We start from the raw sequence: 23,531 nt of genomic DNA on the forward strand, positions 1-23,531 counted from the left end.
ACTTATAAGATATCGCTGTGCATCAACGTCATAAATATGCTCACGTCAATAATAAATGCTATCGAGACGAATGCAACATAAAATATGCTTATGGATAATAAAATACCGTGATAGCAATAAACTAAAAAGAGGCAATGAGATTGGCAGCTATTATATGACAAAAAGGCTATGGTAAAAAGAGCTGGTCAGTATTGTCCTTATTTTAGCCAAAACCAATCATTTATATGAGTGATACATCACCTATTGGATCATACGGATGGCAAGTGCCATTGTCTACCGACTGAACTCTAAATAATTGGACTCTAAGCAGCAGGCTAAGCGTTAAAAAACTGATGATAACCATAAGCGCAATTTCAGCGACCATAAGGGTTGAATGCCCGTCAAACCTTGAGTCATCTCGCCATTCTTTAATATGACATACGAAGGCGTCACTTGCCCTTGCCAATCAGCGAAGATGCTGCCTTCTTGATCATTTATCGTCGTAAAGCGATAGCTGTTTTCATTAAGGTAGCGATGCAGCTCTTGGTCAGTGCCTGATTTAATGGCAATCGTAATGACCGGATAATCATTTGCGGCGGCAAGTTTGTCTATGGTCGGCGAGGTGATACTACAAATGGGACACCACGTGCCCCAAAAATATACCAACGTTGGTTGTTCATTGCTCAGCGCCGCTAAGTCAACGACTTGCCCTTGATAATCGGTCAGTTGCAATTGCGGGTTGGCTGGCATGATAGGCTGTCGCCACCAATTGATAGCGGTATAAATAACAGCAAATACCAAGCCGTATATGAGTAGATTTTTAGCGATAGACAACCCCTTTTGCTTGGGTGTTTTCTTTGGCTTTTTAATGGATTTTTCAGTATCAGTCGTCATAATGGCTGCTTTTTTGCTATAGGTATTGTATAAATAGCTTTAATAAGTGGTTTTTGATAGATAAAAATAAACGGCTGAAATGTCAGCCGTATTATTCATAAATTTTATTAAACCGTGTTCAGTGTTGGTATTTTAAAGTGACTGATTAAGGTTTTTGCGCACGGTTTTGTAATGGGTCACCGAGCAGGACACTACCAGAATTTTCAAGGCGCTCATCATCGCTTAGCTTACTGGCTGATACTTTAGATTTTCTCTTCCATTTCAAACTATACAAGTCATCACGGCGATCAAGCAGATTATGTACCGAGCCTTCGTTACGGACATGAATAAGCTTGTCTAAGTTCACATCTGAGAAGAATACCATCTCAGTGTTGGCGGTGGTTTCTGCCATAATCGCATCATGCGGGAAAGCAAAATCTGATGGCGAGAAGATAGAAGACTGCGCGTATTGAATATCGAGACTTTCAACCTGTGGTAAGTTACCAACCGAACCACAAATCATCACATAGCATTCGTTTTCAATCGCACGTGCTTGGGCGCAGTGGCGCACGCGTAGATAGCCGTTTTGCGTATCGGTCCAAAAAGGCACGAATAAGATGTCCATATCATCAAGTGCCATGAGGCGGGCAAGCTCAGGGAATTCAACGTCATAACAGACCAAAATACCAATACGACCGGCATCGGTATCAAATACCTTAACCTCGTCACCGCCTTCGATGACCCAAGCGCTACGCTCATGCGGGGTAATATGGATTTTGCGCTGTTCTTCGACCGTACCATCGCGGCGGCACAAGTAACTGACATTATATAACGTATCGTCCTCGTCCAAGTACGGCATAGAGCCTGTAATGACGTTGACGTTGTAGCTGACCGCTAAATGCGATATTTCATTTTTAAACCATTCGGTATAACCGGCCAAAAATCGAATAGCGACGTTTTGATCCGTCGATTCACACAGACCCATCAACGGTGCGTTAAAGAACTCTGGTAAACAAGCAAAGTCAGAATTGTAATCAGCCATAATATCGACAAAGAATTCGACTTGCTGCAGCAGCTCTTCAGGTGACTCGACTTCACGCATTTGCCATTGGATACCACCAATACGCACCTCAGACTTACGAGTGTTTGGCTTATAGTCTTGTGGCTCGTAATAAATATTTGCCCACTCAAGTAGAGTAGCAAAACCTTTAGATTGTTTATCGTCAGGCAAATAAGCCGTTAAGATACGCTTGACGATAAAGCCATTTGAGAGTTGGAAAGACAATGCAGAATCATGAATTTCACGAGCCGCGACGGCTTCAATATATTCGCCAGGTGTGAGATCTTGATGGTTATGATAGTTCGGGATACGACCACCAGCCAAAATAGCTCGGAAATTTAACTGACGACACAGCTCTTTACGGGCATCATACAATCGACGTCCTAAGCGATAACCACGGTATTCAGGGTCGATCAGCGCATCTAAACCGTAAATAGCATCGCCTTCAGGGTTGTCTCTGATAATCTCTTTATGACCAATCAAGTCGTCGTAGGTGTGCGGGTTAGAAAATGTGGCATAATCAACACGCATAGATAACACGATACCAATCAATTGATCATGATCAAATAAAGCGATCTGACCTTCAGGGAAGGCATCGATTAAGGTATTAATAGTGTTCTTTGACCATGCACCGCCCAAGTTGACATAGACACGATCCATTAATGCTTTTAATTGTGGATAGTCTTTTTTCTTGATTTCAGCGATGGTTAGATGAAAGTCGTCTAGTTTTTCTATTTTGCTCATAATGTTCCTGTTTTGGATCTTTATTAATTTTAGTGATATCAAATAGCATGCGTTGCCACAATTCAGTTGGCAATTTTTTGTATAAAAAAAGTGATAAAAATATTCCAATCATAAAATATTACCGTTACAATCAATTATCACTGTATTTACAATAAGTTATGAAAATGATTTATCTTATAACTTCTGTCAGCTTTGGCGTTACTGATGTGTTTTTTGAACCTCATATCATTTTAAAGTAGCTACAAATTAGAGTGCCTGTAAATGAGAGTAGCTATGAATTAAAGTGACTATAAAATGAAGTAACTATAAAATTTTTCATAATGTTCACAAACAGTCGTTGGGGTTAATACAAGCCAAGTGTTTGGTGTAGATTCTAACCTAAGGATGTCAGTACAGATATTTTGTTAGCTTAACATTATTTTTAAATATCATATCTTAGAATGCTTAGTTTTGATCTATTTGGTTTTGGTCTATTTGTTTTGCTGGTTATCATAACAAGCTACTCAAGTAATGACAGTTTAACGTGGTAACTATTTGCTACGTTTTTGTGAGTCGATATCTTTTTTTATTGGGCATCGTTGTTTTTATTTTGTTTAGCTGTATTTAATCGGCTTTTTAGGATTGTTTTATTATGCCCTCAAGTCACAACAATAGAGTCAGTAGCTGGGATGAGATAGAAGACTCAGCGCTGGTTCAATTGGTGTATGTTAGTAGTTTGACACTTGTCTCACGTTTAAGTGCCTCTATATTTGATGAAGTAGAATGTCATGCGCGTAACTATAATCAACAGCATGGCATTACAGGTACTCTATGTTATGGTAGTGGTCATTTTTTGCAATGCATCGAGGGTGAGAAAGCGCACGTATTTGCCTTAAAGCAACGCATATTTGCGGATAAGCGCCATAAGAATACTGAAATATTGCTGTTACAGACGATAGAACATCGCCGTTTTGCGGATTGGCGTATGCGCTTATTATTTTTAGAGCGTTGGTTATGGTCACCAGCGAGCAAAAAGCAAGCCGCACAGTTATCGCTATATTTGCCATTTGCGCCGCATAATTGGTCGCCTGATCGTACCGAGAATTTTTTACAAATCATCAAAACTTTTGATACGCCGCCACATATTAAAGCGGCTGGTATTACCTATAATGCACTGGGCAACATGTTTCGTCATATCGCCGCCCCGCACCAAGCATTTTTAATCGTCCAAGGTGTTTTAAGTGTGTTATTAGTGGTAGCGCTAGTGTTGTTATTTTTATAAATAATCACTTTTATAAGACAAAAAAAGACGCTAAACCATCACGTTTAGCGTCTTTTCCATACTCGCTTATTTATTACTTTAATTATTAAATAAGCGCTTACATATCAAAAATCTTGCCACGGTTCATAATGTTATTTGGATCAAAGACTTTTTTTACCTCTCGTAAGTACTCAATCTCAGTCTCACTGCGGCTATATTGTAAATAAGGCTTTTTAGTCATACCGACGCCATGTTCAGCCGAAACCGAACCGCCATACTTTTGCACGGTTTCAAACACGTGTTTGTTGACGATTTGACACTCTGCAAAGAAATCGTCTTTACTCATGTTTTCAGGCTTTAAGATATTAAGATGCAAGTTGCCATCGCCAATATGACCGAACCAGCAAACCTCAAAGTCAGGGTAATTGCTGCTGACGATGTGATCAATCTCGGTGATAAACTCAGGGACATAGCTTATCAGTACGGATACATCGTTCTTATAAGGGGTAAATACTGAGATGGTCTCAGAAATGTATTCGCGCAATTTCCACAGCTCTTCAGCCTGTGCCAAGCTTTGGCTCATGACACCATCGACGACCCAACCTTGTTCCATACAATGCTCAAATATCGCCATGGCTTTATCCATGATCGGCTCGTACGGCGCTTCGAACTCTAATAGCGTATAGAACTTGGTGCGCGACTCAAATGGCTCTTGTACTTGACCGTGTGCCATCAATTTATCAATCGCCACATCATCAAAGAACTCAAAAGCGGTCAAATCAATCTCTGCTTGAAAGGCTGATAGCACATTCATGACATCATTAAAGCTGTCCATGCCCAGTACCATGACATTTAAGTCTTGCGGCTGACGCTCAAGCTTGATTTGCGCGTGGGTGACAAGCCCAAGTGTGCCTTCGCTACCGATAAATAATTGGCGCAAATCATAACCCGTGGCGTTCTTGACCATACCGCGATTGAGCTGCAAGATATCGCCTTTACCAGTGACCACTGTCAGCCCCATGATCCATTGACGAGTCATGCCGTAGCGTATGACTTTGATGCCGCCTGCATTGGTGCCAATATTGCCACCGACTTGACTTGAGCCAGCTGAGGCAAAGTCGACAGGGTAGTAGAGGTTTTTCGATTCAGCGAATTGCTGCAACTGCTGCGTGATGACGCCTGCTTCGACTTCAACTATTCGATCGGCCGGATAAAACTGTCCGATATGGTTCATCTTATCCATACTGACGACAATCTCGCCATTGGCGGCGACAGCACCAGCAGATAGACCAGTACGACCGCCACTTGGCGTTAACACCACATTGTGCTCATTGGCAAGCAATACGATGGCTTGTACTTGCTCAGTAGTCTTCGGAAAGACGATGGCAGCAGCAGCAGGGGCAAAGTGCTTGGTCCAGTCCTTGCCCCAATACTCTAAGCTCTCAGGGTCGGTCTTGATTTGGCTGGCGTCAAACTGATGAACATCCATCAAAGTGCTCAAAATAGTTTGAACCGCAGCTGTATGGGTTGCAGAGGTGCTTTGGCTAGATAAAGAAGTCATGGTCAAATCTCGGTATAAACGTAAGCGCTATGCCTAAAGGGGATTATTATATCGCTAAATGGATATAAACATAGCCACATAGGTATGTTTATATAGTACGTATTTATATGATTATAAGTGAGCCAGTAAAGCAATGATAGAAAGATGTCATGTTGCGTGCTTATATGGCGATAAATGGCAAAAAATAGTTTAATAAACGTTGAACAGCGTGATTTACTATAGCATAAAAAGTTTTCAGGCTTGATAACCAATAATTCATCTAATCTGCTAACATCGCCGCCCAATTTTGTGTAAGATATCCAGACTGTTTTCGTTTCACCCACCCTATAGTTAAAGCATTGGTAAGTGGTTACGACGTTAACCTCATTTAATGTACTCAGTGTATGGTTTGCGCTTGGTTACTTTGTACCTACTTTAAACGGCTTCGACTACAGATTATCCCTCAGATAATTTTACAAGACAATTATAGGACAGTTCTCATATGGCGTTATCACTACAAAAAGACAAAATCCGGTTTTTATTGCTTGAAGGTCTACATGACAATGCTTTAAAAGTATTGGAAGGGGCTGGTTATCATAATATCGAAAATATCAGTCACGCATTAGATCAAGATGAGCTGATCGAAAAAATTAAAGACGCTCACTTTATCGGTATCCGTTCGCGTACGCAATTGACACGTGAAGTACTTGAGCACGCGCACAAGCTCATCGGTATTGGCTGCTTTTGTATCGGTACCAACCAAGTAGACTTAGACGCCGCTCGTGATTTGGGTATTCCCGTCTTTAACGCGCCATACTCAAATACCCGTTCGGTGGCTGAACTGGTATTGGCCGAAGCCATCATGCTATATCGCGGAATTCCTGAAAAGAACGCCACAGTACATCGCGGTGGTTGGGGCAAGTCTGCGACCAACTCACATGAAGTACGTGGTAAGACTATCGGTATCGTCGGTTATGGTTCTATCGGTTCGCAACTGTCTGTCTTAGCAGAAAGCTTTGGTATGAAAGTCATTTATCATGATGCTGTGACCAAATTGCCACTAGGTAATGCGGTACAAGTAGGTAGCTTAGAAGAGCTACTATCAACGGCTGACATCGTGACTTTGCATGTGCCTGATGTACCAAGCACCCGCTACATGATGAAAGCTGAGCAGTTCGCGCATATGAAAGACGGCAGCTACTTTATCAATGCCGCTCGTGGTACTTGCGTAGAGATTGATGATTTAGCCGCTGTGCTTGAATCTGGTAAAATCTTGGGCGCAGCGATCGACGTATTCCCGAAAGAGCCAAAATCAGCTGATGAAGAGTTTGAATCACCACTGCGTAAATTTGATAACGTCATCTTGACGCCGCATATCGGTGGTTCAACCCAAGAAGCACAAGCTAATATCGGACTTGAAGTCGCTGATAAGTTTGTTAGATACTCTGACCAAGGTGACACAGCGACAGCCGTGAACTTCCCAGAAGTTTCTATTCCATTCAAAGAAAACTCGCATCGTCTATTACATATCCATAGAAACGTGCCAGGCGTGCTGTCTCAGATTAACCGTCTGTTTGCAGAAGCAGGAATTAATATCCTAGCACAAAGCCTGATGACAGAAGGTGATGTCGGTTATTTGGTCATGGATGTTGATTACAATGATTCAACTGCCGCGCTAGATCAGTTAAAAGACGTAGAAGAGACGATTCGCGTGCGTATTTTGTTTTAAATAGTATTTGCACGCAAACATAATTTTTAGCCTAGCAATAGCAGACCATCATTCAGATAGTCTGCTATTTTTTTGTCTTAAATCAAGCAATTGCGACGTTCAATCATGGCATTGATGCTTTTTATTTATGAGTAACACGAATTATAGCGAATGTAAGTTTTACATTCACTATACTCATTTTTATATAAGTTAACATTATCTTAATTATACGGTCTTATTAACAATCTAAACTACACCAGTACACTAAGCCTATAATGATGAATATATTTTTAATGAACAACATGATTGATTATGTTTTTGAGGTAAATCACGGTTATGTTCTGCGGACAGGCATACTTAAAAACAGTAAATAGCTTGCTGAAGAAGATAATTCATTTAACACATACAATTGACTGAATAGGATGATTCATGAAAAACAACTTACTCAAGGCAGCTGCATTTGGTAGCGTATTAGCTATGACTGCAACGGCTAGCCATGCTGCTGGTGATCAAGATAAATATCAATTATCTAGTCATATTTTAGATATTAGCACGGGTAAACCAGCACCAAACGTCAATGTAAAACTGATGATGCAAGAGAAAACTGGTAGCTGGAAATTGCTTAATGCGCAAAAGACTGATAATAATGGTCGTATCGGCAACTTCTTACCGAATCAAGACGGCGTTGAGCATGATGGTACTTATAAGTTGATTTTTGAGACGACTCCTTATTTCCGAAATCAAGGTCTAGAGTCTTTCTATCCATATGTTGAAGTCAATTTCAATATCGAAGGCGACAACCATTACCATGTGCCAATCACTTTATCTCCATACGGCTATAGCACTTACCGCGGTAGCTAAGCCATATTACTTACTAAGTAAGTAATAAGTTAGTACTAATAAAGCAAAAAAGGACGCCCCAATCAAATATTTGATTGGGGCGTCCTTTTTGCTTTTATCAACCTTAAATTTATTCAGCGTTAGCTTTATTAGCTTCTTCTGCTTGACGACGTGCTTCAATTTTAGCGGCTTTGCGTTTCTCAATCACATCAATCACATCGCTACCAATATGCGCTTCGCCACGTTTCTTCGCCAGCTGCATTTGATGCTCGCGCTCACGAAAGCGTGCTTTTTGCTCGTCGGTCGCTTTATCAATGCAGTGTGGGCATGACTCGCCTTTGATGTAAGCAAGGCTTTGCATGTCATCGACAGTAATGGGCATACGGCAGGCGAAGCATTGCTCATAGTTGCCTTTTTCTAAGTTATGATTGACCGACACGCGGTTATCAAAAACGAAGCAATCGCCTTGCCACATAGAGTCGCTGGCTGGGATTTCTTCTAGATACTTCAAGATGCCGCCCTCTAAATGATACACCTCTTCAAAGCCTTGCTCACGCATATAAGCAGTCGACTTCTCACAGCGTATACCACCAGTACAGAACATCGCGACTTTTTTATGTTTGGCTGGATCCATCTCTTTTGCGACGTATTCTGGGAACTCGCGGAACGTTTCGGTATTTGGATTGACGGCATTTTGGAACGTACCGATTTTAACTTCATAATCATTACGGGTGTCGATAAGAATGACGTCAGGGTCTGAGATTAACGCATTCCATTCGCTTGGTTTTACATAGCGTCCAACTGATTGCAATGGATCAATATTCTCTACGCCCATTGTAACGATTTCTTTTTTGAGCTTCACTTTGGTACGATAAAAAGGTTGAGCTTCGGTATAAGATTCTTTAAAGGTAAAGCTGCCAATCGCTTCGATACTGCGCAGATACTCAAGGACGTTATCGATACCTTGGCGTGTGCCAGAAATCGTACCATTAATGCCTTCACTGGCAATCAATAACGTGCCTTTGACATCATTATCGAGCATATTATTTAAAATTGGCTCGCGGTATTGCTCAAAGTCAGCAAAACGCGTGAACTTATATAGAGCGGCAACGACGATGTTATTGGTGACGCTATCGTAGGCTGGGGCTGATTTGTTGTCGGTGACAGTGCTGTTTTGGATATTGCTAGCTGTATTATGGTCTTGAATGGTACTCATGTTTTTCTCCTGCTGGCTAGGTCGCAAACCTAGTGCATTGGGTTTAAGGTGCTTTTTAAAATTAACGGTTAAAACTAATTGGTAAGATTCATAACACTAGCGCAATTGTGGAATTGACTAATGCGCGCGTAGTGTAGCAAATTTCAAGGAAGTTTTGGAGGTTTTATCATTCTTAAGAAAGATATAGGTGGTGATTATAATAATAAAGATAGACAACAAAAAGCCCAGTAAAATACTGAGCTTTTTTATATATTTACAATGCGTAAAGCAAAATTAGAGTTTACTTACTCTGGAACCAAGTATCCGCTTTGCTGCGGGCGCTAGCGATATCTGAGCTTGATAAGTTCAATGCCAATTGTCCGATTTTACCGCGTGCTTTGTTACGTACTTTTTCATCAAGCATACCATCACGGGCAGCCAAATCGTACCATTTATAAGCATCGACGAGATTTTTTTGCTTTTCATCGAGCAATGCAAGGGTATAGCTGGCACGGTTATCGCCACGCATAGCGGCTTTTTCTAACCAAACTTTCGCTTGTTGCAAGTTAGGCTGCACACCTTCACCGCGCAAGTACATGATGGCTAAGTTAAGCTGGGCAGGGGCAACGCCTTGCTGAGCCGCTTTGGTATACCACTGGATAGCTTGCTGGGTATTCTTTGCAATGCCTTCACCCTTCTGTAAGCGCTTGGCTAAATAAAACTGAGCGTGATCGTTACCTTGGGCAGCGCGGTTAGACAGTTCACTAACTGGCATTAGCTCAAAACGTGACGTATCAAGTGGTACGTTTGATATTAACTCAGCGTTTGCTAGACCTGCACAAGAAAATAAGGCAGTAAACAACGCAGCTTTTAATAATTTCATAGCAGCTCCAAAATTAGGCAGTTAATAAGCAAAAAAAGTTGCACCGCTAAAAGAATTTAGACGGCGATAACAATTAGGTGAAATCTTGCGATACCAACTTACCTAATCATTAGCAATATAATTAATCGATGTAGTGTGGCAAATTCCTTTAATCGAACCGATAAACGGTCAGAATCAGGGTGCGATTGACACTATTTTGCTAGCTTAACACCCAAACTTACGAAACTCAAATACTAATTACATGATTTAATGCGTATTCATACCTCATTGTCCTCAATAAAATCATAGAGTTACTTAAGCGTAAGAATAAATTAACCAGCTATTGAGGTTAAAATTTGTATTTATGAGCCGTGCTACCGCTTTCAACCAATGCTAGGGCGTGTCCTAAATTCAATCGATTATCTTCTAAATGGGCAAAAATGGTTAAATTTTGCCAAACATCGTCAAATAGCTTAGCAATATCTCAATATTATTTGCGCTACTATCCTTATTTGACAGCAATTTATCTCATTTTTATCACCATTTTTAAAATAAAGACACGCCCCAGGTAGATAAACCTATTATTCAGGTTTTTGTTTGGTGACACGATAGATAGCGACGTCTGCCAATAAGTTGGGTGCTTGGCGTATCAATGCTTTCATAAGTGGCGTATGACCTTTTTCAGAATCGCTGACGGCAAAGCGGTTGACGATATGAATATCATGCTGTGCACAAAGCTGCTCAAAATCTTTAAACGTACACAAATGAATATTTGGGGTGTTATACCACTCATAAGGCAATGCCTCTGAGACAGGCATCATCCCTTTAAGCCCTAAATGAATGCGGTTTTGCCAATGAGCAAAATTGGGAAAGGTGATGACGGCTTCGCGAGCAACACGTAGCATGTCAAGTAAGAGCACATCAGGCGATTTCACCGCTTGCAGCGCCCGTGCCATGACGACGGTGTCGAAACTGTTATCAGCGAAACGTGCCAGACCATCATTCAGGTCTTGCTCGATGATGGACAACCCTTTGGCGATGCCATCATTGATTTTTTCTTCGTCAATCTCAAGCCCATATCCCGTCACGCCGCGATTTTGTTGTAAATGCGCGAGTAACTCACCATTGCCGCAGCCCAAGTCCAGTACATGTGAGTGCGGCGCAATCCAGCGCTCAGCCAATTGATGATCCATTCTCATGAGCGCGCTCCTGATTTTTGCTGGCTGTTTTTATTTTTGATTTTTGCTGGCTGTTTTGATTTGCTGTCGGTGATAAATGGCGCAGTCAAAAATCCTCGGATGGCACCCATATAACGGGGAATATCAAATAAGAAGGAATCATGACCATGCGGCGCATCGACATTGATGTAGCTAACTGGTTTGCCAGTGGCCATCAGTGCATCGACAATCTCTTGTGAGCGCTCCGGTGCAAAGCGCCAATCCGTGGTAAATGAGACCACTAGGTATTGGCATTGCGTATGGGCAAAGGCGGCTTTGAGCGCAGACAGCTCTTGCTGACGATTCTGTTCACTTTCATCTATCGTTGCCACTGTATCTTCTAACGCAGGTTGCGTGCTTTGTTTACTAGATTCGACTGATGTGGCGATTGAGTTCTTAAGCTGCGCTGCTGATCCTGTCGCATCTGTTGCCATGGCTGATGGATAATCACGTGTTGGATCAAAATAATCTAAAGCTTTGGTCATGAGCAAATAAGTATTGGCATCGAAGTTTTCGCTAAAGCGCTCGCCTTGATAGCGTAAATAGCTCTCCACTTGGAACTCAACATCGTAGCCATACATAAATTTGCCAGACTTTAAATCACGACCAAATTTCGCCTTCATCGCGTCATCGGTTAAGTAAGTGATATGCCCAACCATCCGAGCCAATATTAGTCCGCGACGAGGGTAGGTGCCTGCTTGTAAATAGCGTCCGTCTTTAAAATCAGGGTCGGATAAAATGGACTGCCGTGCCACCTCATTAAAGGCGATATTCTGTGCTGAGAGCTTTGGCGTACTGGCAATGACCACGCAGCGTTTTAACCGATTTGGATAATCAACTGACCATTGCAGCGCCTGCATACCACCCATTGAGCCACCAACAATGGCATGCCAAACGTCAATACCGAGACGATCTGAGAGCATCGCTTGGGTTTTTACCCAGTCCTTAATAGTGACGAGCGGAAAGTCCGGACCATAAACTTGCGGCTCACTGGCTGGATTGTTTTTGTCTAAACTGTTTTTGTTTACATTATTCTGGTCTGAATCGATACTGTCAGGATTAATGGTCGTTGGACCAGTAGAGCCGAAACAGCTGCCGATGTTGTTGACACATACGACATAAAACCGATTGGTGTCGATGGCTTTATTAGGGCCAATCATATTGTCCCACCAGCCGGCTTTTTTATCATCATCGCTATGGAAACCTGCCGCGTGATGACTACCAGATAGGGCATGGCAAATGAGTACCGCGTTTGATTTATCACTATTTAGCGTGCCATAAGTTTCGATGATTAAATCAAACGATGGCAAAGTACGATTACATTCTAACGTCAACGGCTCAGCGAAATGAAAAATCTGAGGCGTGATAATGCCGACTGAACCGACTGTGCCCACAGGATTAACTAAGCTGGCCGAATGAAGCGTATCTGTTGGGGACTGGTCACTGGTATTATTAGGGCGTGCGTTCAAAGCTACCTCGCAAGACAACAATCATCAATAAAATAAAAAGGGCAAACTGTCGATAGGCAGTGTTGCCAATACTGCTTTGCCGACACTGTTTTCTAAATGTTTTTCTTACAATGTGCTTGCCTATTGTATGGTGATGCGCGTAGGAGTACAACCGTCGAGCGAGTCTTTTGAGCATAGTCTTTTAAGCATGGTTTTTAGGGGCGATGGGTGGTAGGCAGAGAAGGGTTAGGGTGAATCAATGATTGATGACTGTCCATAAATAGCAACTAAGTATCAAATTGTATAAGGGTGCTTTTACCATGCGTTATTAATGGATAAAATGCTACACTAACAAAGCATTCAATCAACCATGACTTAATAATCTTTTATCGCATATTCTTCTTTAATTAACCTAATAATAAAATAGTGCTGCTATGAAACCTGAACTGCCTCCCCGTATTGCCGTCCTATTAGTGAACCTAGGTACGCCAGATGAGCCAACAGCGCCAGCTGTCCGTCGTTACTTAAAACAGTTTTTGTCTGACCCACGAGTAATCGAGATTCCGAAATTCTTGTGGGCGATTATTCTCAATTTGTTTGTATTGCCAAGCCGCCCTAAACGTGTGGCAAAAGCCTATGCCAGTATTTGGGAAGGCGACTCACCGATTCGTAAGATACTAAAGAGCCAAGTGGAGCTATTGGAACCACGGCTTGCAAATAGTGCCGCGCCATTTCGGGTTTCTGTCCATCCGGCGATGAGCTATGGCAATCCTGGTTTGCCTGATGTGATGGATACCTTGCGCGGTGAAGGCGTTGATCACTTTGTTATCTTGCCATTATTTCCACAGTATTCAGCCTCTTCGGGCGGCGCGGTTTATGATGCGTTGACAAAGTGGACGCTCAAGCAGCGCAATTTGCCGAACTATACTATTGTCAAAGATTACTTTGCGCATCCGCTGTACATTCAAGCATTGGCTGATTCGATTCGCCGATTTCAAGCAGAGCATGGCAAGCCTGACAAGCTGATGTTTAGCTTCCACGGTATCCCGCAGCCTTATGCTGATAAAGGTGATCCGTATCCTAAGCGTTGTAAATGTACTGCCGCACAAGTGGCTCACGCGCTTGGTCTAAAAGATGACGAATGGATTATCAGTTTTCAATCACGCTTTGGCAAGCAAGAATGGGTCAAGCCCTATACCGACGTGGTATTAGAAGAGTGGGGCAAGTCAGGTGTGCGCTCGGTACAAGTCATTAGTCCGGCTTTTTCTGCTGATTGTCTGGAAACGCTAGAAGAGTTGGCCATCGAAAATCGTGAAAACTTTCTTCACGCGGGTGGACAAGAATATCACTATATTCCCGCATTGAACTTGGATGAGGCGCACATTGATTTGCTCGAAGCGCTTAGTGCGCCATTGGTCAAAGGCTGGGCGGGAACGCTAGATGGTTGGGCTTGATTAATTGAATTTGTAAATTATAAAAAAATACCGGACATCATGTTCGGTATTTTTTTCTCTAAAGAATTTCAATGCAATTAAATAAAATGGAATAAAGTTGGGATTTTTGGTGACTGATATGTAAAACTATGCCAAATAAACTTTTATTGTCATTGTTAATTTTACGTTTGCTTAACTTTATTTTTGAGGATAAACATGTCCAGCTCCAACTATTCACAACCCTCTGTGTCTCTACAAAAACCTAACGGTCAACCACCGAACTTACCGCCCACTGACGAGTATGGCGGCCTATTACCGCAGTTATTGGTAGAACCTCGAATGTGCCAAGCAGGATGGGGTATAAGTTGGATTACCAAAGCATTTGCAATATTTAAAGATCAATTTTTATTATGGTTAGCTATTGGTGTTGTTTATTTAATCATTGCTATGATTGGTAGTAGCGTACCCGTGATAAATTTCATTTTCCCCTTTCTTTCCTTTGTTTTTGTTGGTGGAATAATAAAAGGTTGTGCCGATCAAGCTGTAGGCAACGAGCTGAGATTTGACCATCTTTTTTCAGCCTTTTATACGCATCTCAAGCCATTAGTTATTTTATTCGTCTTGTATTTAGTGGCTGTTATTGTTGCAATGATACCTATGCTGATTATATTCGGTGGTATGGCTTTGTCTTTAGCTCAGGAGTCAAGTGACGTTGCGATTGCAGGTATGGTATTGAGTGTTTTATTGGTTTTTGTACTATTATTTCCTGTACTTATGGCTATCTGGTTTGCACCTGCTTTAATTGTGCTTCACAACATTGAGCCTGTTCAGGCAATGAAAATGAGTTTTAAAGGGTGTTTAAAAAATATCTTACCATTTTTCGTTTTTTGGTTGATTGCTCCTATAATAATGATATTGATGGTAGTTTTTACACTAGGACTAGGTATATTAGCACTGCTTCCAATAGGTATGATTACCTACTACACCAGTTACCGAGACGTTTGGACAGATCAGCCATTGTCAGCGCTATAGTTGGTTGTTTAACAGACCCTAGTATCAGAAGTACGGTAAGCACAATAAAAAAGCACGCTCGATATAACGGGCGTGCTTTTTTATTGTGCCAAAGCTTTTTTATCATGAAAGAGCGTGGTTAAAAATCGTCATCATTACTACGTTCCGCCGCGTCTCTATCAGCGATATCGATAATATCTGGATAATCGCTGTCATCCAAATTATCGTCCACTAATACTTCATCGATTCGCGATTCGTCTATATTTTGATGATGGATAGGGGTTAGCCCTTGAATTGCATCACTTCCGGCTTGCGAGTTGTCGAATCCTGCGCTATTGTCAATGACATCATCATTATCAATGGTATGCAACATAGGGTCAGCCAAATCAATTTCTTGGCTGTTATTATTGATGTCCGTATCACCTTCAATGTGATCCATGGCTTCTGGTAATGGGCTTTTTGAATGGTCCATTATGGTTTCCTTATTATTGATAGTTATTATTAATGGATGTGGCTGATTTTATTTATTAAGATTTATTTATTAAGATTTATTTATTAAAAGCATTGTGACTTTGTTAAAAACATTGTGACGCGTTATGACGCTTGCTAATAGTAGTAAGGTGTCACAGGATGTTCAAAAATGTAAGACGGTCAGTAAAATTAGTACCCCTCCTAATAAAATAATAAGACTTTATAAAATGAGAAGACTCTATATGTTATCTCCTAATAAATCACTACTGACTGCAACCTTGATAAGCAGTGCGCTAGGTCTTATCGCATGTGAACGTTTAACGTTTGCCAGCAATGATGTAGGACTGGATGAAGGCATAGCAAAGCCGCCGCTTGTGATTGATGCCAAACTGCCAAAAGCCACGACAATCATAGACTGCGCACAATTGACGCCGAAGCAAATGGTTAAGGTAAAAGGTCACAGCGTACTCAGTGCAAGCTGTGATTTGACAGCCAAGTCGATACGCTTTGAGTTGAATGATTCGCACAGCTCTCTCGACTGTCAGGGCGCACTATTCAGTACTAGCGCTGATGATGCGTCAACGGCCAGCGCAATTATGATTAAGCCCAAAACAGATAGCGCTATTGAAGATATCGTGGTTGCCAATTGTCATGTGGATGGCTATGGCCATGCGCTACATATTCGCCAATATAGCCAGCCCAATCAGCGTTATGCGCGCGGCTTGATAGACCCTGCTGCCAATCGTGCGCTTGCACCAAGCGATATTCGTGTGATTAATGTGAGTAGTCAAAACAGTATCAATAGTGGCATGTTCATCGGTGATCATGTGCATGGCGTGAGCTTTGATAAGGTACGTATTCAAAATGCAGGCACTGTTGGGTTATATCTGGAATTTGGTAGTCGCGATAATGTGATTAAAAATTCAGTGTTTGTCGGTAATGGTTTCCGTACCTTTAAGCCCAATCGTGAGGCTATTGCCGTGGATTCGTCGAGCAATAACCGTATCGAAAACAATCAATTTATCCATAATGGGGCAGGCAGTATTTTGCTGTATCGCAATTGCTTTGAGCATGCTGATGACAGTACGCGGGGCAATCATTTTAAGCGTACCGAGTCGAGCCGTGACAATATAATTCGTGGCAATATTTTTAACGACGAGCCAGTCGGGGTGTGGGTGGCGTCAAGACAGTCACGCAATCTCAAAGGTTTTGAATGCGGTGCTTATTTGCTGAAGCAAACGCCATTTGCCAGCTATCATTTAGACAGTGCTAAGGGCAATCAAATTATCGATAATCGTTTTCAGCAAGTCGAGCAGGGCATTATCGTAGAGGACGATGGCACGCTAATAGCTGGTAATCAATTCGCTGCTGATGTGAATTTACCGATTAGCGTTGGTTCTGAAATTCGGGAAGATAGCGTAGCAGGGGCGATAAAAAATACCGTTATTAAAAACAATATTTTTACTGGTAAAACTGTCGAGCAAGCCATAAAAATTCGTGAGGCAAGCAAAACGGCTACTCATATTGAGCAGCCGTAAGTGTGGTTTTATATTAAATAAGCGTTATCGGTAAACAACAGTATAACAAATAGGTGATGTTGCTATTAAGCACCAACCTTGGTATTGACCCAGCGGATTACAGAATCTGGCGTGACTTGCGAGACTGCTTGAAAGATTTTTGCTGGCATGCCCACAGAGTAATGCGTACTTTTGAGTTTACGATTGGGACTGGTCGTCAATTTACACAATGTTTTGGCGACATCGTTGACCGTTAGATGGATGCCCAAGCGATCCATACTGGTCACTTCGATATCGGCAGTCATGTCAGATTTGACCCACAGCGGCATCACATCGATCACCTTGATACCCAATTTTTCGTACTCAATATTAAGGCCTTCTGTGAGACCTCGCACAAAAAACTTACTGGCCGCATAAGTCGCAACTTCGGGTTGACCATAGATAGCAGAAGCAGAGGACACATTGATAATTTTGCCGTCTTTGCTATCAGCCAGATAAGGCGCCAGTTTATGACAGCCAATCAAAACACCTTTACAGTTGACGTCAATTAAAGCCAGTTGCTCATCTAGATTGGTCGTTGGTAATGCGCCACTGACCAGCACCCCAGCATTATTAATGAGTGCATCAATACCACCGAAATGTTCAATCATTTGCTTGATCGCATTGTCCCACGAGTCAGGCTGGGTGACATCCAGCTGACCTGTAATAATACGCTGTTGTTTGATGGGTTTTTTAAAGGTTTTGTCTTTAATGGCGCTTTCAAGTGTGGCAGTATTGGTCGCAAATAACCCAATATTGTGGCCTTTTTCCGCCAGCTTTTTGGCGGTGGCCAAGCCGATACCACGTGATGCGCCTGTAATCAATATATTCATAATAAGTGACTTAATCGTTATTAATCATGAGTAAATCGAGGTCGTATATTAGGATGCTTATCCCTCGGACTCATTATTATAGCCATTCCACTATAATAATATTACTGCATTAGCCTCGCTTGAGGTATTAAATATACATCTACACTCGGTTGCCTTGTACTATTTTTAAATTGAACCGACTGTAGTATAACAAATTCGTCTAAATATATTTTACTAGAGAGTATAACTATTGATGTAGAGCGCATGGTAATTAATATAACGAGTAGTTATCACTGTTAGCAGAAACACTCTGTGTTAGTGTGAAGCCGTTTGACAATGCAGCTCGTTCGTCTCTTCTGCTTGACAGTCGTACTCGTCTAAGTTTAAACGCCACAAATAAATCAAGGCAATGCCATAAATAGCAGTCTCTGATAGCTCTTCTGTAATGACGCCAAAAGCTTCGGGAATCATAATGGCGTTTTCGCCCATATATTCTAATAATGCCAAGGAAGCGACGCTAACATACAAAGAAACGGGTACTTTTTTTAATATTGCCCAAAGATAACGCCATGAATAAGCCAATAAACCAACGATCAGCACATAAACGATGGTCAGGACGAGGTCTTCCCACCAGTCATAAGAATGGCTGAACAACACAAAGTCAGTGGGAACCAATAAGTCTGGTAGATAATTTAACTCACGGCGTATCACAGCAAAGAATACTAGCACCGCTGCCAACCAAAAAGCTCGAATCTGTTTAAATGTATTTGTGGCAGAGCTCTGTAGTAAATACTGCACGCAACGTAGCAGACAGGCGAATAAAATAATAATGCCAGGGATTTCGATGATGCCATCTGAACTCAAAATAAAAACCTCCTGATTTTTTAAAATAAAAAAAGTGAGCACAAAGGCTCACTTTAGACCGAAACTTATTTAATTAAAGGTAACGTAATAGACCGCTATTATAACGCCAATGTCAGTGCTATAACGTTATTTAATATAACTAATGAGTCACATGTCATTGTTAATATAAGCAAACAAATGCTCTTTTTTGTGCACATTGTTATCGGCTATTTATACCTATGACGATACAATCAATTCAATAGATGGCAGGGTTAAAATAAGGCTTCCATCCGCAATAATGCCGACGGATAGTGGTCCTTATCCGCTGTTTTATCATTATAATAATTTAGCTCTGTTTGTACATAAAGCCACTCTCGCCAGACAGGTTGGCGGTAGCTTATATCAGGGCCATAGCTGTTTAATGTTGATTTATCATGGTCAAAGTAACCGCCAGTAGAGACACCATAAGCCAACTGTTTTTCATTGCCCAAATAGTGCACTTGTCTGAGGTCGTTGCTCCAGTCTGTGCTTTTTTCATTGTCTCGATTGCGATAACGGATGGCGGTGCTATTATTGATGAACTGGTCAGCATTTGTCCCGTATTGCAGATTTAGCCCGCCTTTTGCATAGTGCTCACTATCGAGTCCATAACGATAGTAACTATCACTAGTGACAGTCCATTTTTTGTTGTCATACCAGTCTTTATCGACGCTTACTTTTACGTATAAGTCATCGAGCGAGCGAACCCCGACATCGATATCTGTTTTGACCCCTAACTGCTGCTCAACCTCATGACTAAAACGTGACCAACGTAGGGCGATAGAACCATTGTCTTCCCGCGTTTTTCTTCTGTTGACGAGTCCATCTTGGTTACTGGTACTTGCTTGGTAAGTATCGCCTGTCACATTCTGTTTTAAGAAGGTATCTTCATCCAAATCCTCATCACCGATAATCAGACTTAATCTTTTTTCTAACACTGGCAATCTTAAGCGACCACGAATCCTAGGTTCAACGCTCACGTCACTGCCTGATTGTGGATCGTTGACCCAGCGGGTATCTAGTACAACTCGTAAACTGGCTTTGGCGGGTTTTTTGGGATCCGGTTCGCCGAACCAACCGTCCATTTTGTGTGCCCATTCATGCAGTTGCTCTTGGACCTCTTCACGGCGTTCGTCCGTCCAATTTTGTGCTCCTTGTACTGATGGAGCAGGCTGCTCGGCAGTTGTTTCGGCAGTTGTTTCGGTAGGTTGAGATCGATAACCAAATTGATTGAGGTTTTCATCTCGATTAGAGTTAGCATCATGAGATAACGAAGCCGTGTCAGATTTTGGCAGTTCGACTTTCGGCTCTGTGGTGGACGTAGTATCCGCCCATACTTGCGTGCATAAACTTAAGCTGGCAAGTGTGTAAAGGGTAATGGTGTTGAGATTTGTTGGTTTAATCATGGAGAGCTTCAATTACTTTGGGTAGCTAAAAAGGACAAACAAAAGTATTATGCCATAGGTCGTTAAGCACATACATATAGAGGCGCTGTTATATGAAAGTTTTAATCATTGTAAGCTTGTTTCTGATGGTCTCGCCTTCAGCACGTGCTGAAATATCTCTTGATGCCAGGCAAGCTGTTGAAAAAATTATGAGCGTTTATTACAGTTCAAGCTATGATAAGTTGCGTGGTTGTACCTTGTATGATGATGGCTCAGAAACCTATTGCCTCGCTCCTAAGCATTATGAATTTAAAAACATCGAGGGAGTAGATACTTTATATGTATTGGTTTCTGGTGATACGGTGGAAGATGGTGCGCGAGTGACACCAGGACTTGGCGGTTTATTCATACTTTATAAATTAGGCAATTCTTGGGTCGTCTCTGCAAGCAGTCCTTATATAAAAAATGGCGGAGCGGGTAGAAGTCAGCTCAAAGATTTTGATTTAAGAGAAGTGGGTGATGATAAATACGGGTGGGTAGGGAGTCATTGTGGATCAGGGGCAGGAGGGCAAACTAATTGTTTTTGGGAAATGTACGCGCCTGTAGCTAGCGGAGAGATTGAACAAGTCGCACAGCTGCCTTCAGATTACTCATATGAATTTATGAGTGCTCCGGGATATACTAAAATCGAAGGTAGTGTCCATATCGAGAGTTATCAGCCGATGACCGCAGGATTTTATCCATTGACCATGACGCATGATAGTGAAAGCGGAGAGTATGATGAAGACTATGAGTTAATACCTAACAGCGTAAAAAAGAGCGAAGAGCGTTATACCGTCAGCTTTGACCAAAAACACACACTTTTATCGCGCCTAAAGATTTTTAGAGTTTTTTAAAAGATTTAATATATTAACATCAAAATTTAATATTCTATACAACCGTAATGGATGCTAGGTCTATGACTGACTACACTTTTGAAACTCTTAACGATAAAGAGTTTGAAGTTCTAACGGTTGATTTGCTATCTAAAGAATTTAACACTCATATAGAACGGTTTAAATCAGGTAGGGATGGTGGAATCGATGGACGTTTTTTTGAGGGAAGTGTTGAAAACGGTGTTGTCATCATTCAATGCAAACATTGGCTAAAATCAGGTATCAAAGCATTAGTAGCAGAATGTCAAAAGCATGAAGCCAAAAAAGTTATAAAATTGAATCCTAGTAGATATATTTTTGTCACTTCATTAGCACTATCCGCTCAAAACAAAAAAGACATTTCAGATGCTTTTAGCCCTTATATTAAAAATGAATCTGACATCATTGGTAATGAAGATATAAACGTTTTATTAGCTAAACATCCTGATGTGGAGCGCCAACATTACAAGCTATGGCTAGCAGGTACTAACGTTTTACAGTCAATTTTATCTAACGATGTACTGGGAAGAAGTAGTTTTCAGTTGGAAGAGATTCAAGAGTTTCTACCTAAGTATGTGCGAACCGAGAATCATAAAAAAGCGTTCGAAAAGTTAGAAGAACTTGGCAGTATCATTATCAATGGCGAGCCTGGTATTGGCAAAACCACTTTAGCGGAACAGATGTGCTTTGAGTATGCTGCTCAGGGTTATCAGTTAGTTGTAGTGCATGAGTCCATTATAGAAGCGGAAAAAATATATAACCCTGAATGGCAACAAATCTTTTATTTTGATGATTTTTTAGGAAGTAACTTCCTATCTGCAATAGATGCAAAGCAGGACTCACATATTGTGAGCTTTATGAAGAGAGTCAATAAGGACAGCTCAAAACGATTTATTCTAACAACTCGCTCGAACATATTGAATCAAGGAAAAAGACTATCAGAAAAGTTCGAACAAGGTAACCTTGATAGGAATGAATATGAGATAAGGATTCAGTCTCTGACAGAGTTTGATAGAGCGCAAATTCTTTATAACCACATCTATTTTAGTGATTTATCGGAAGACTTTATTCAGCAAATATATATTGATAAGCGCTATAGAAGTATTATCTCACACAAAAATTTCAATCCGCGGTTGATTGAGTTTATTACTGATGCTATCAAATTTGAGAAGGAAGCCAGTCCTGAGGATTATTGGGATTATATTCAAAAATCTCTTAATAACCCAAAGGATATTTGGCGTGGCATGATACAGACGCAGATAAGTGATCTAGATAGGCACATAGTTATAGCTATTGTCTTAAACGGCAGTCCAATTAGCGAAGAGCAAATAGTTGCATTATTAATAAACCTGAAGGAGTCAGGATTAGATCTAACATCCGAGTATCCTACCATTGACAATACCATGCGGGGGTTAGTAGGGTCAGTTTTAAACAGGAATATCAATAAAGATGGTCAGGTGAACTATAGTTTATTTAATCCTTCGATTGCTGACTTTGTGATTTCTGAATATCTTAATAGAGCTGATTATGTAGCGAAGTTGATAAGCTGTTTGAGAAGTTTTCATGCTTTATCAAATATTGAAACGCTATCTAACTTAAAGGATCAAAAATTTAATTATAAAGGAATACTTGAAAGTTTATTGAATTTTGAGGTATCTTCTAAACTAAATATCGATCAATACACACTTAAATTGGTAGAAATATCTCGCAATACTTCGATCGAACTTAAAGATATAATCAAAAAAATAATAAGAGCCGATCCTATTGATTTGTTTGATGAGTTTGGAATGCGCTCTTTAGTTGTTTTTCAACTTGCTGTGACTCACAACTTGCTTGACAAAGATGATATATATTTTTTATTAATAATATTCAAAGCACTACAGAATGCTGATTTTGATGACTTTAAAGAAATTTCAAAATTGATTAACCTTCTAGATTGCAAACCTGATTTAGTTGAGCCATTTAAAGAAAGCTTCATCTGTTTTTTATGTGAGGAAATCACTTTCTGGGCGTCCGAAGGGTATGATTTTGAAGATATATATTATGAATCTGATATAGAAGATCAGTATATTTATGACTACGTTGAAAATTTGATAGGTGCGTTAAATTGTGATTTCGATTTCGATGATAAAGAGATTGAGCAAATTTCAAGTTCATTAGATATCGAAAGTATAATAACTCACAATATGGAAAGAGAAGCAGAAAATGAAAGAGGCGCTGAATCATATAGAGAAAATCGAGATCTTGACAGTATCTTTAATTCTACGATTGACCCAATTGATGACTTATTCAATAGAGAATAATGACAAGTGCTAACGAAAGTATTATCAAATATGTAAGTTTAGATATTAAAAAAGATGG

Annotated in this window: 19 protein-coding genes; 8 read left to right on the forward strand and 11 right to left on the reverse strand. The window is 40.9% G+C overall.

From position 1 onward, the window contains the following. Positions 1–321: 321 nt before the first annotated feature. Together JMW85_RS03065 and JMW85_RS03070 are read right to left on the reverse strand one after the other, a co-directional pair. Positions 322–873 (reverse strand): protein disulfide oxidoreductase, encoded by a 552-nt coding sequence (locus JMW85_RS03065; protein WP_201580920.1) that lies wholly within the window; start codon positions 871–873, stop codon positions 322–324. 145 nt (positions 874–1,018) lie between these two features. Then, a complete protein-coding gene (locus tag JMW85_RS03070; RefSeq protein ID WP_045453728.1) occupies positions 1,019–2,656 on the reverse strand; it encodes a carbon-nitrogen hydrolase family protein in 1,638 nt (545 codons plus the stop codon). A gap of 631 nt (positions 2,657–3,287) precedes the next feature. On the opposite strand from JMW85_RS03070, the gene JMW85_RS03075 reads away from it, so the two are divergent. After that, positions 3,288–3,917, forward strand: a complete 630-nt coding sequence (locus JMW85_RS03075) for a BLUF domain-containing protein (RefSeq protein ID WP_198329675.1) — start codon at positions 3,288–3,290, stop codon at positions 3,915–3,917. Positions 3,918–4,014: 97 nt separating this feature from the next. On the opposite strand, the gene JMW85_RS03080 is transcribed toward JMW85_RS03075, so the two are convergent. Continuing rightward, positions 4,015–5,385, reverse strand: a complete 1,371-nt coding sequence (locus JMW85_RS03080) for an FAD-binding oxidoreductase (RefSeq protein ID WP_227681686.1) — start codon at positions 5,383–5,385, stop codon at positions 4,015–4,017. A 553-nt stretch (positions 5,386–5,938) separates the two neighbouring features. On the opposite strand from JMW85_RS03080, the gene serA reads away from it, so the two are divergent. Then, positions 5,939–7,165: a phosphoglycerate dehydrogenase gene (gene serA / locus JMW85_RS03085; RefSeq protein ID WP_045453737.1), complete on the forward strand. Its 1,227-nt coding sequence runs from the start codon at positions 5,939–5,941 to the stop codon at positions 7,163–7,165. A 408-nt stretch (positions 7,166–7,573) separates the two neighbouring features. Next, on the forward strand, positions 7,574–8,005 hold the full coding sequence (gene uraH, locus JMW85_RS03090) for a hydroxyisourate hydrolase (RefSeq protein WP_201539760.1): 432 nt from the start codon (positions 7,574–7,576) through the stop codon (positions 8,003–8,005). Between the two features lie 109 nt (positions 8,006–8,114). Here uraH and trhO read toward each other — a convergent pair whose 3' ends face one another. The 4 genes from trhO to metX all read right to left on the reverse strand — a co-directional run bounded on the left by trhO (position 8,115) and on the right by metX (position 12,652). Continuing rightward, positions 8,115–9,200, reverse strand: a complete 1,086-nt coding sequence (gene trhO, locus JMW85_RS03095; RefSeq protein ID WP_227676367.1) for an oxygen-dependent tRNA uridine(34) hydroxylase TrhO — start codon at positions 9,198–9,200, stop codon at positions 8,115–8,117. A gap of 280 nt (positions 9,201–9,480) precedes the next feature. Continuing rightward, positions 9,481–10,062 carry a tetratricopeptide repeat protein gene (locus JMW85_RS03100; protein ID WP_045443681.1) on the reverse strand — a complete coding sequence of 194 codons (582 nt, stop codon included), beginning with the start codon at positions 10,060–10,062 and terminating at the stop codon, positions 9,481–9,483. A 560-nt stretch (positions 10,063–10,622) separates the two neighbouring features. Then, the gene (metW, locus tag JMW85_RS03105; RefSeq protein ID WP_045443684.1) at positions 10,623–11,240 is read right to left on the reverse strand and encodes a methionine biosynthesis protein MetW; all 618 of its coding nucleotides are present in this window, start codon (positions 11,238–11,240) and stop codon (positions 10,623–10,625) included. Beyond that, entirely contained in the window at positions 11,237–12,652 is a 1,416-nt protein-coding gene (gene metX / locus JMW85_RS03110; protein ID WP_201581233.1) for a homoserine O-acetyltransferase MetX, read from the reverse strand. Before metX ends, metW begins: the two co-directional genes overlap by 4 nt. 488 nt (positions 12,653–13,140) lie before the next feature. Between metX and hemH the strand changes: the two genes are divergently transcribed. Further along, positions 13,141–14,160 (forward strand): ferrochelatase, encoded by a 1,020-nt coding sequence (hemH, locus tag JMW85_RS03115; RefSeq protein ID WP_201502011.1) that lies wholly within the window; start codon positions 13,141–13,143, stop codon positions 14,158–14,160. Positions 14,161–14,355: 195 nt separating this feature from the next. Then, a complete protein-coding gene (locus JMW85_RS03120) occupies positions 14,356–15,171 on the forward strand; it encodes a BPSS1780 family membrane protein (protein WP_201580922.1) in 816 nt (271 codons plus the stop codon). A 118-nt stretch (positions 15,172–15,289) separates the two neighbouring features. Here JMW85_RS03120 and JMW85_RS03125 read toward each other — a convergent pair whose 3' ends face one another. Next, positions 15,290–15,622 (reverse strand): hypothetical protein, encoded by a 333-nt coding sequence (locus JMW85_RS03125; protein ID WP_201502013.1) that lies wholly within the window; start codon positions 15,620–15,622, stop codon positions 15,290–15,292. A 241-nt stretch (positions 15,623–15,863) separates the two neighbouring features. On the opposite strand from JMW85_RS03125, the gene JMW85_RS03130 reads away from it, so the two are divergent. Further along, the gene (locus JMW85_RS03130) at positions 15,864–17,159 is read left to right on the forward strand and encodes a right-handed parallel beta-helix repeat-containing protein (protein ID WP_201580923.1); all 1,296 of its coding nucleotides are present in this window, start codon (positions 15,864–15,866) and stop codon (positions 17,157–17,159) included. A gap of 65 nt (positions 17,160–17,224) precedes the next feature. Here the strand turns inward: JMW85_RS03130 and JMW85_RS03135 are convergent, their stop codons facing one another. From JMW85_RS03135 to JMW85_RS03145, 3 genes are all read right to left on the reverse strand, one after another. Next, entirely contained in the window at positions 17,225–18,010 is a 786-nt protein-coding gene (locus JMW85_RS03135) for an SDR family NAD(P)-dependent oxidoreductase (protein ID WP_201580924.1), read from the reverse strand. Between the two features lie 294 nt (positions 18,011–18,304). Beyond that, positions 18,305–18,853 carry a hypothetical protein gene (locus JMW85_RS03140; protein ID WP_227681650.1) on the reverse strand — a complete coding sequence of 183 codons (549 nt, stop codon included), beginning with the start codon at positions 18,851–18,853 and terminating at the stop codon, positions 18,305–18,307. Between the two features lie 251 nt (positions 18,854–19,104). Continuing rightward, a complete protein-coding gene (locus tag JMW85_RS03145; protein WP_201580926.1) occupies positions 19,105–20,277 on the reverse strand; it encodes a hypothetical protein in 1,173 nt (390 codons plus the stop codon). A 92-nt stretch (positions 20,278–20,369) separates the two neighbouring features. On the opposite strand from JMW85_RS03145, the gene JMW85_RS03150 reads away from it, so the two are divergent. Then, positions 20,370–21,152 carry a hypothetical protein gene (locus JMW85_RS03150; RefSeq protein ID WP_201580927.1) on the forward strand — a complete coding sequence of 261 codons (783 nt, stop codon included), beginning with the start codon at positions 20,370–20,372 and terminating at the stop codon, positions 21,150–21,152. Positions 21,153–21,214: 62 nt separating this feature from the next. After that, positions 21,215–23,473, forward strand: a complete 2,259-nt coding sequence (locus tag JMW85_RS03155) for an nSTAND3 domain-containing NTPase (RefSeq protein ID WP_201580928.1) — start codon at positions 21,215–21,217, stop codon at positions 23,471–23,473. The last annotated feature ends 58 nt before the right edge of the window (positions 23,474–23,531 follow it).

The organism is Psychrobacter glacincola (assembly GCF_904846075.1).
Lineage (GTDB): Bacteria > Pseudomonadota > Gammaproteobacteria > Pseudomonadales > Moraxellaceae > Psychrobacter > Psychrobacter glacincola_C.

Excerpts from the sequence above, each read along its gene's own strand:
- trhO (WP_227676367.1), bottom strand. The coding sequence starts at position 9,200 with ATGAGTACCATTCAAGACCATAATACAGCTAGCAATATCCAAAACAGC.
- JMW85_RS03145 (WP_201580926.1), bottom strand. The coding sequence starts at position 20,277 with ATGATTAAACCAACAAATCTCAACACCATTACCCTTTACACACTTGCC.
- uraH (WP_201539760.1), top strand. The coding sequence starts at position 7,574 with ATGAAAAACAACTTACTCAAGGCAGCTGCATTTGGTAGCGTATTAGCT.
- JMW85_RS03135 (WP_201580924.1), bottom strand. The coding sequence starts at position 18,010 with ATGAATATATTGATTACAGGCGCATCACGTGGTATCGGCTTGGCCACC.
- JMW85_RS03080 (WP_227681686.1), bottom strand. The coding sequence starts at position 5,385 with ATGGATGTTCATCAGTTTGACGCCAGCCAAATCAAGACCGACCCTGAG.
- hemH (WP_201502011.1), top strand. The coding sequence starts at position 13,141 with ATGAAACCTGAACTGCCTCCCCGTATTGCCGTCCTATTAGTGAACCTA.
- serA (WP_045453737.1), top strand. The coding sequence starts at position 5,939 with ATGGCGTTATCACTACAAAAAGACAAAATCCGGTTTTTATTGCTTGAA.
- JMW85_RS03075 (WP_198329675.1), top strand. The coding sequence starts at position 3,288 with ATGCCCTCAAGTCACAACAATAGAGTCAGTAGCTGGGATGAGATAGAA.
- JMW85_RS03100 (WP_045443681.1), bottom strand. The coding sequence starts at position 10,062 with ATGAAATTATTAAAAGCTGCGTTGTTTACTGCCTTATTTTCTTGTGCA.
- JMW85_RS03150 (WP_201580927.1), top strand. The coding sequence starts at position 20,370 with ATGAAAGTTTTAATCATTGTAAGCTTGTTTCTGATGGTCTCGCCTTCA.
- JMW85_RS03125 (WP_201502013.1), bottom strand. The coding sequence starts at position 15,622 with ATGGACCATTCAAAAAGCCCATTACCAGAAGCCATGGATCACATTGAA.
- JMW85_RS03130 (WP_201580923.1), top strand. The coding sequence starts at position 15,864 with ATGTTATCTCCTAATAAATCACTACTGACTGCAACCTTGATAAGCAGT.
- JMW85_RS03155 (WP_201580928.1), top strand. The coding sequence starts at position 21,215 with ATGACTGACTACACTTTTGAAACTCTTAACGATAAAGAGTTTGAAGTT.
- JMW85_RS03065 (WP_201580920.1), bottom strand. The coding sequence starts at position 873 with ATGACGACTGATACTGAAAAATCCATTAAAAAGCCAAAGAAAACACCC.
- JMW85_RS03120 (WP_201580922.1), top strand. The coding sequence starts at position 14,356 with ATGTCCAGCTCCAACTATTCACAACCCTCTGTGTCTCTACAAAAACCT.
- metW (WP_045443684.1), bottom strand. The coding sequence starts at position 11,240 with ATGAGAATGGATCATCAATTGGCTGAGCGCTGGATTGCGCCGCACTCA.
- JMW85_RS03070 (WP_045453728.1), bottom strand. The coding sequence starts at position 2,656 with ATGAGCAAAATAGAAAAACTAGACGACTTTCATCTAACCATCGCTGAA.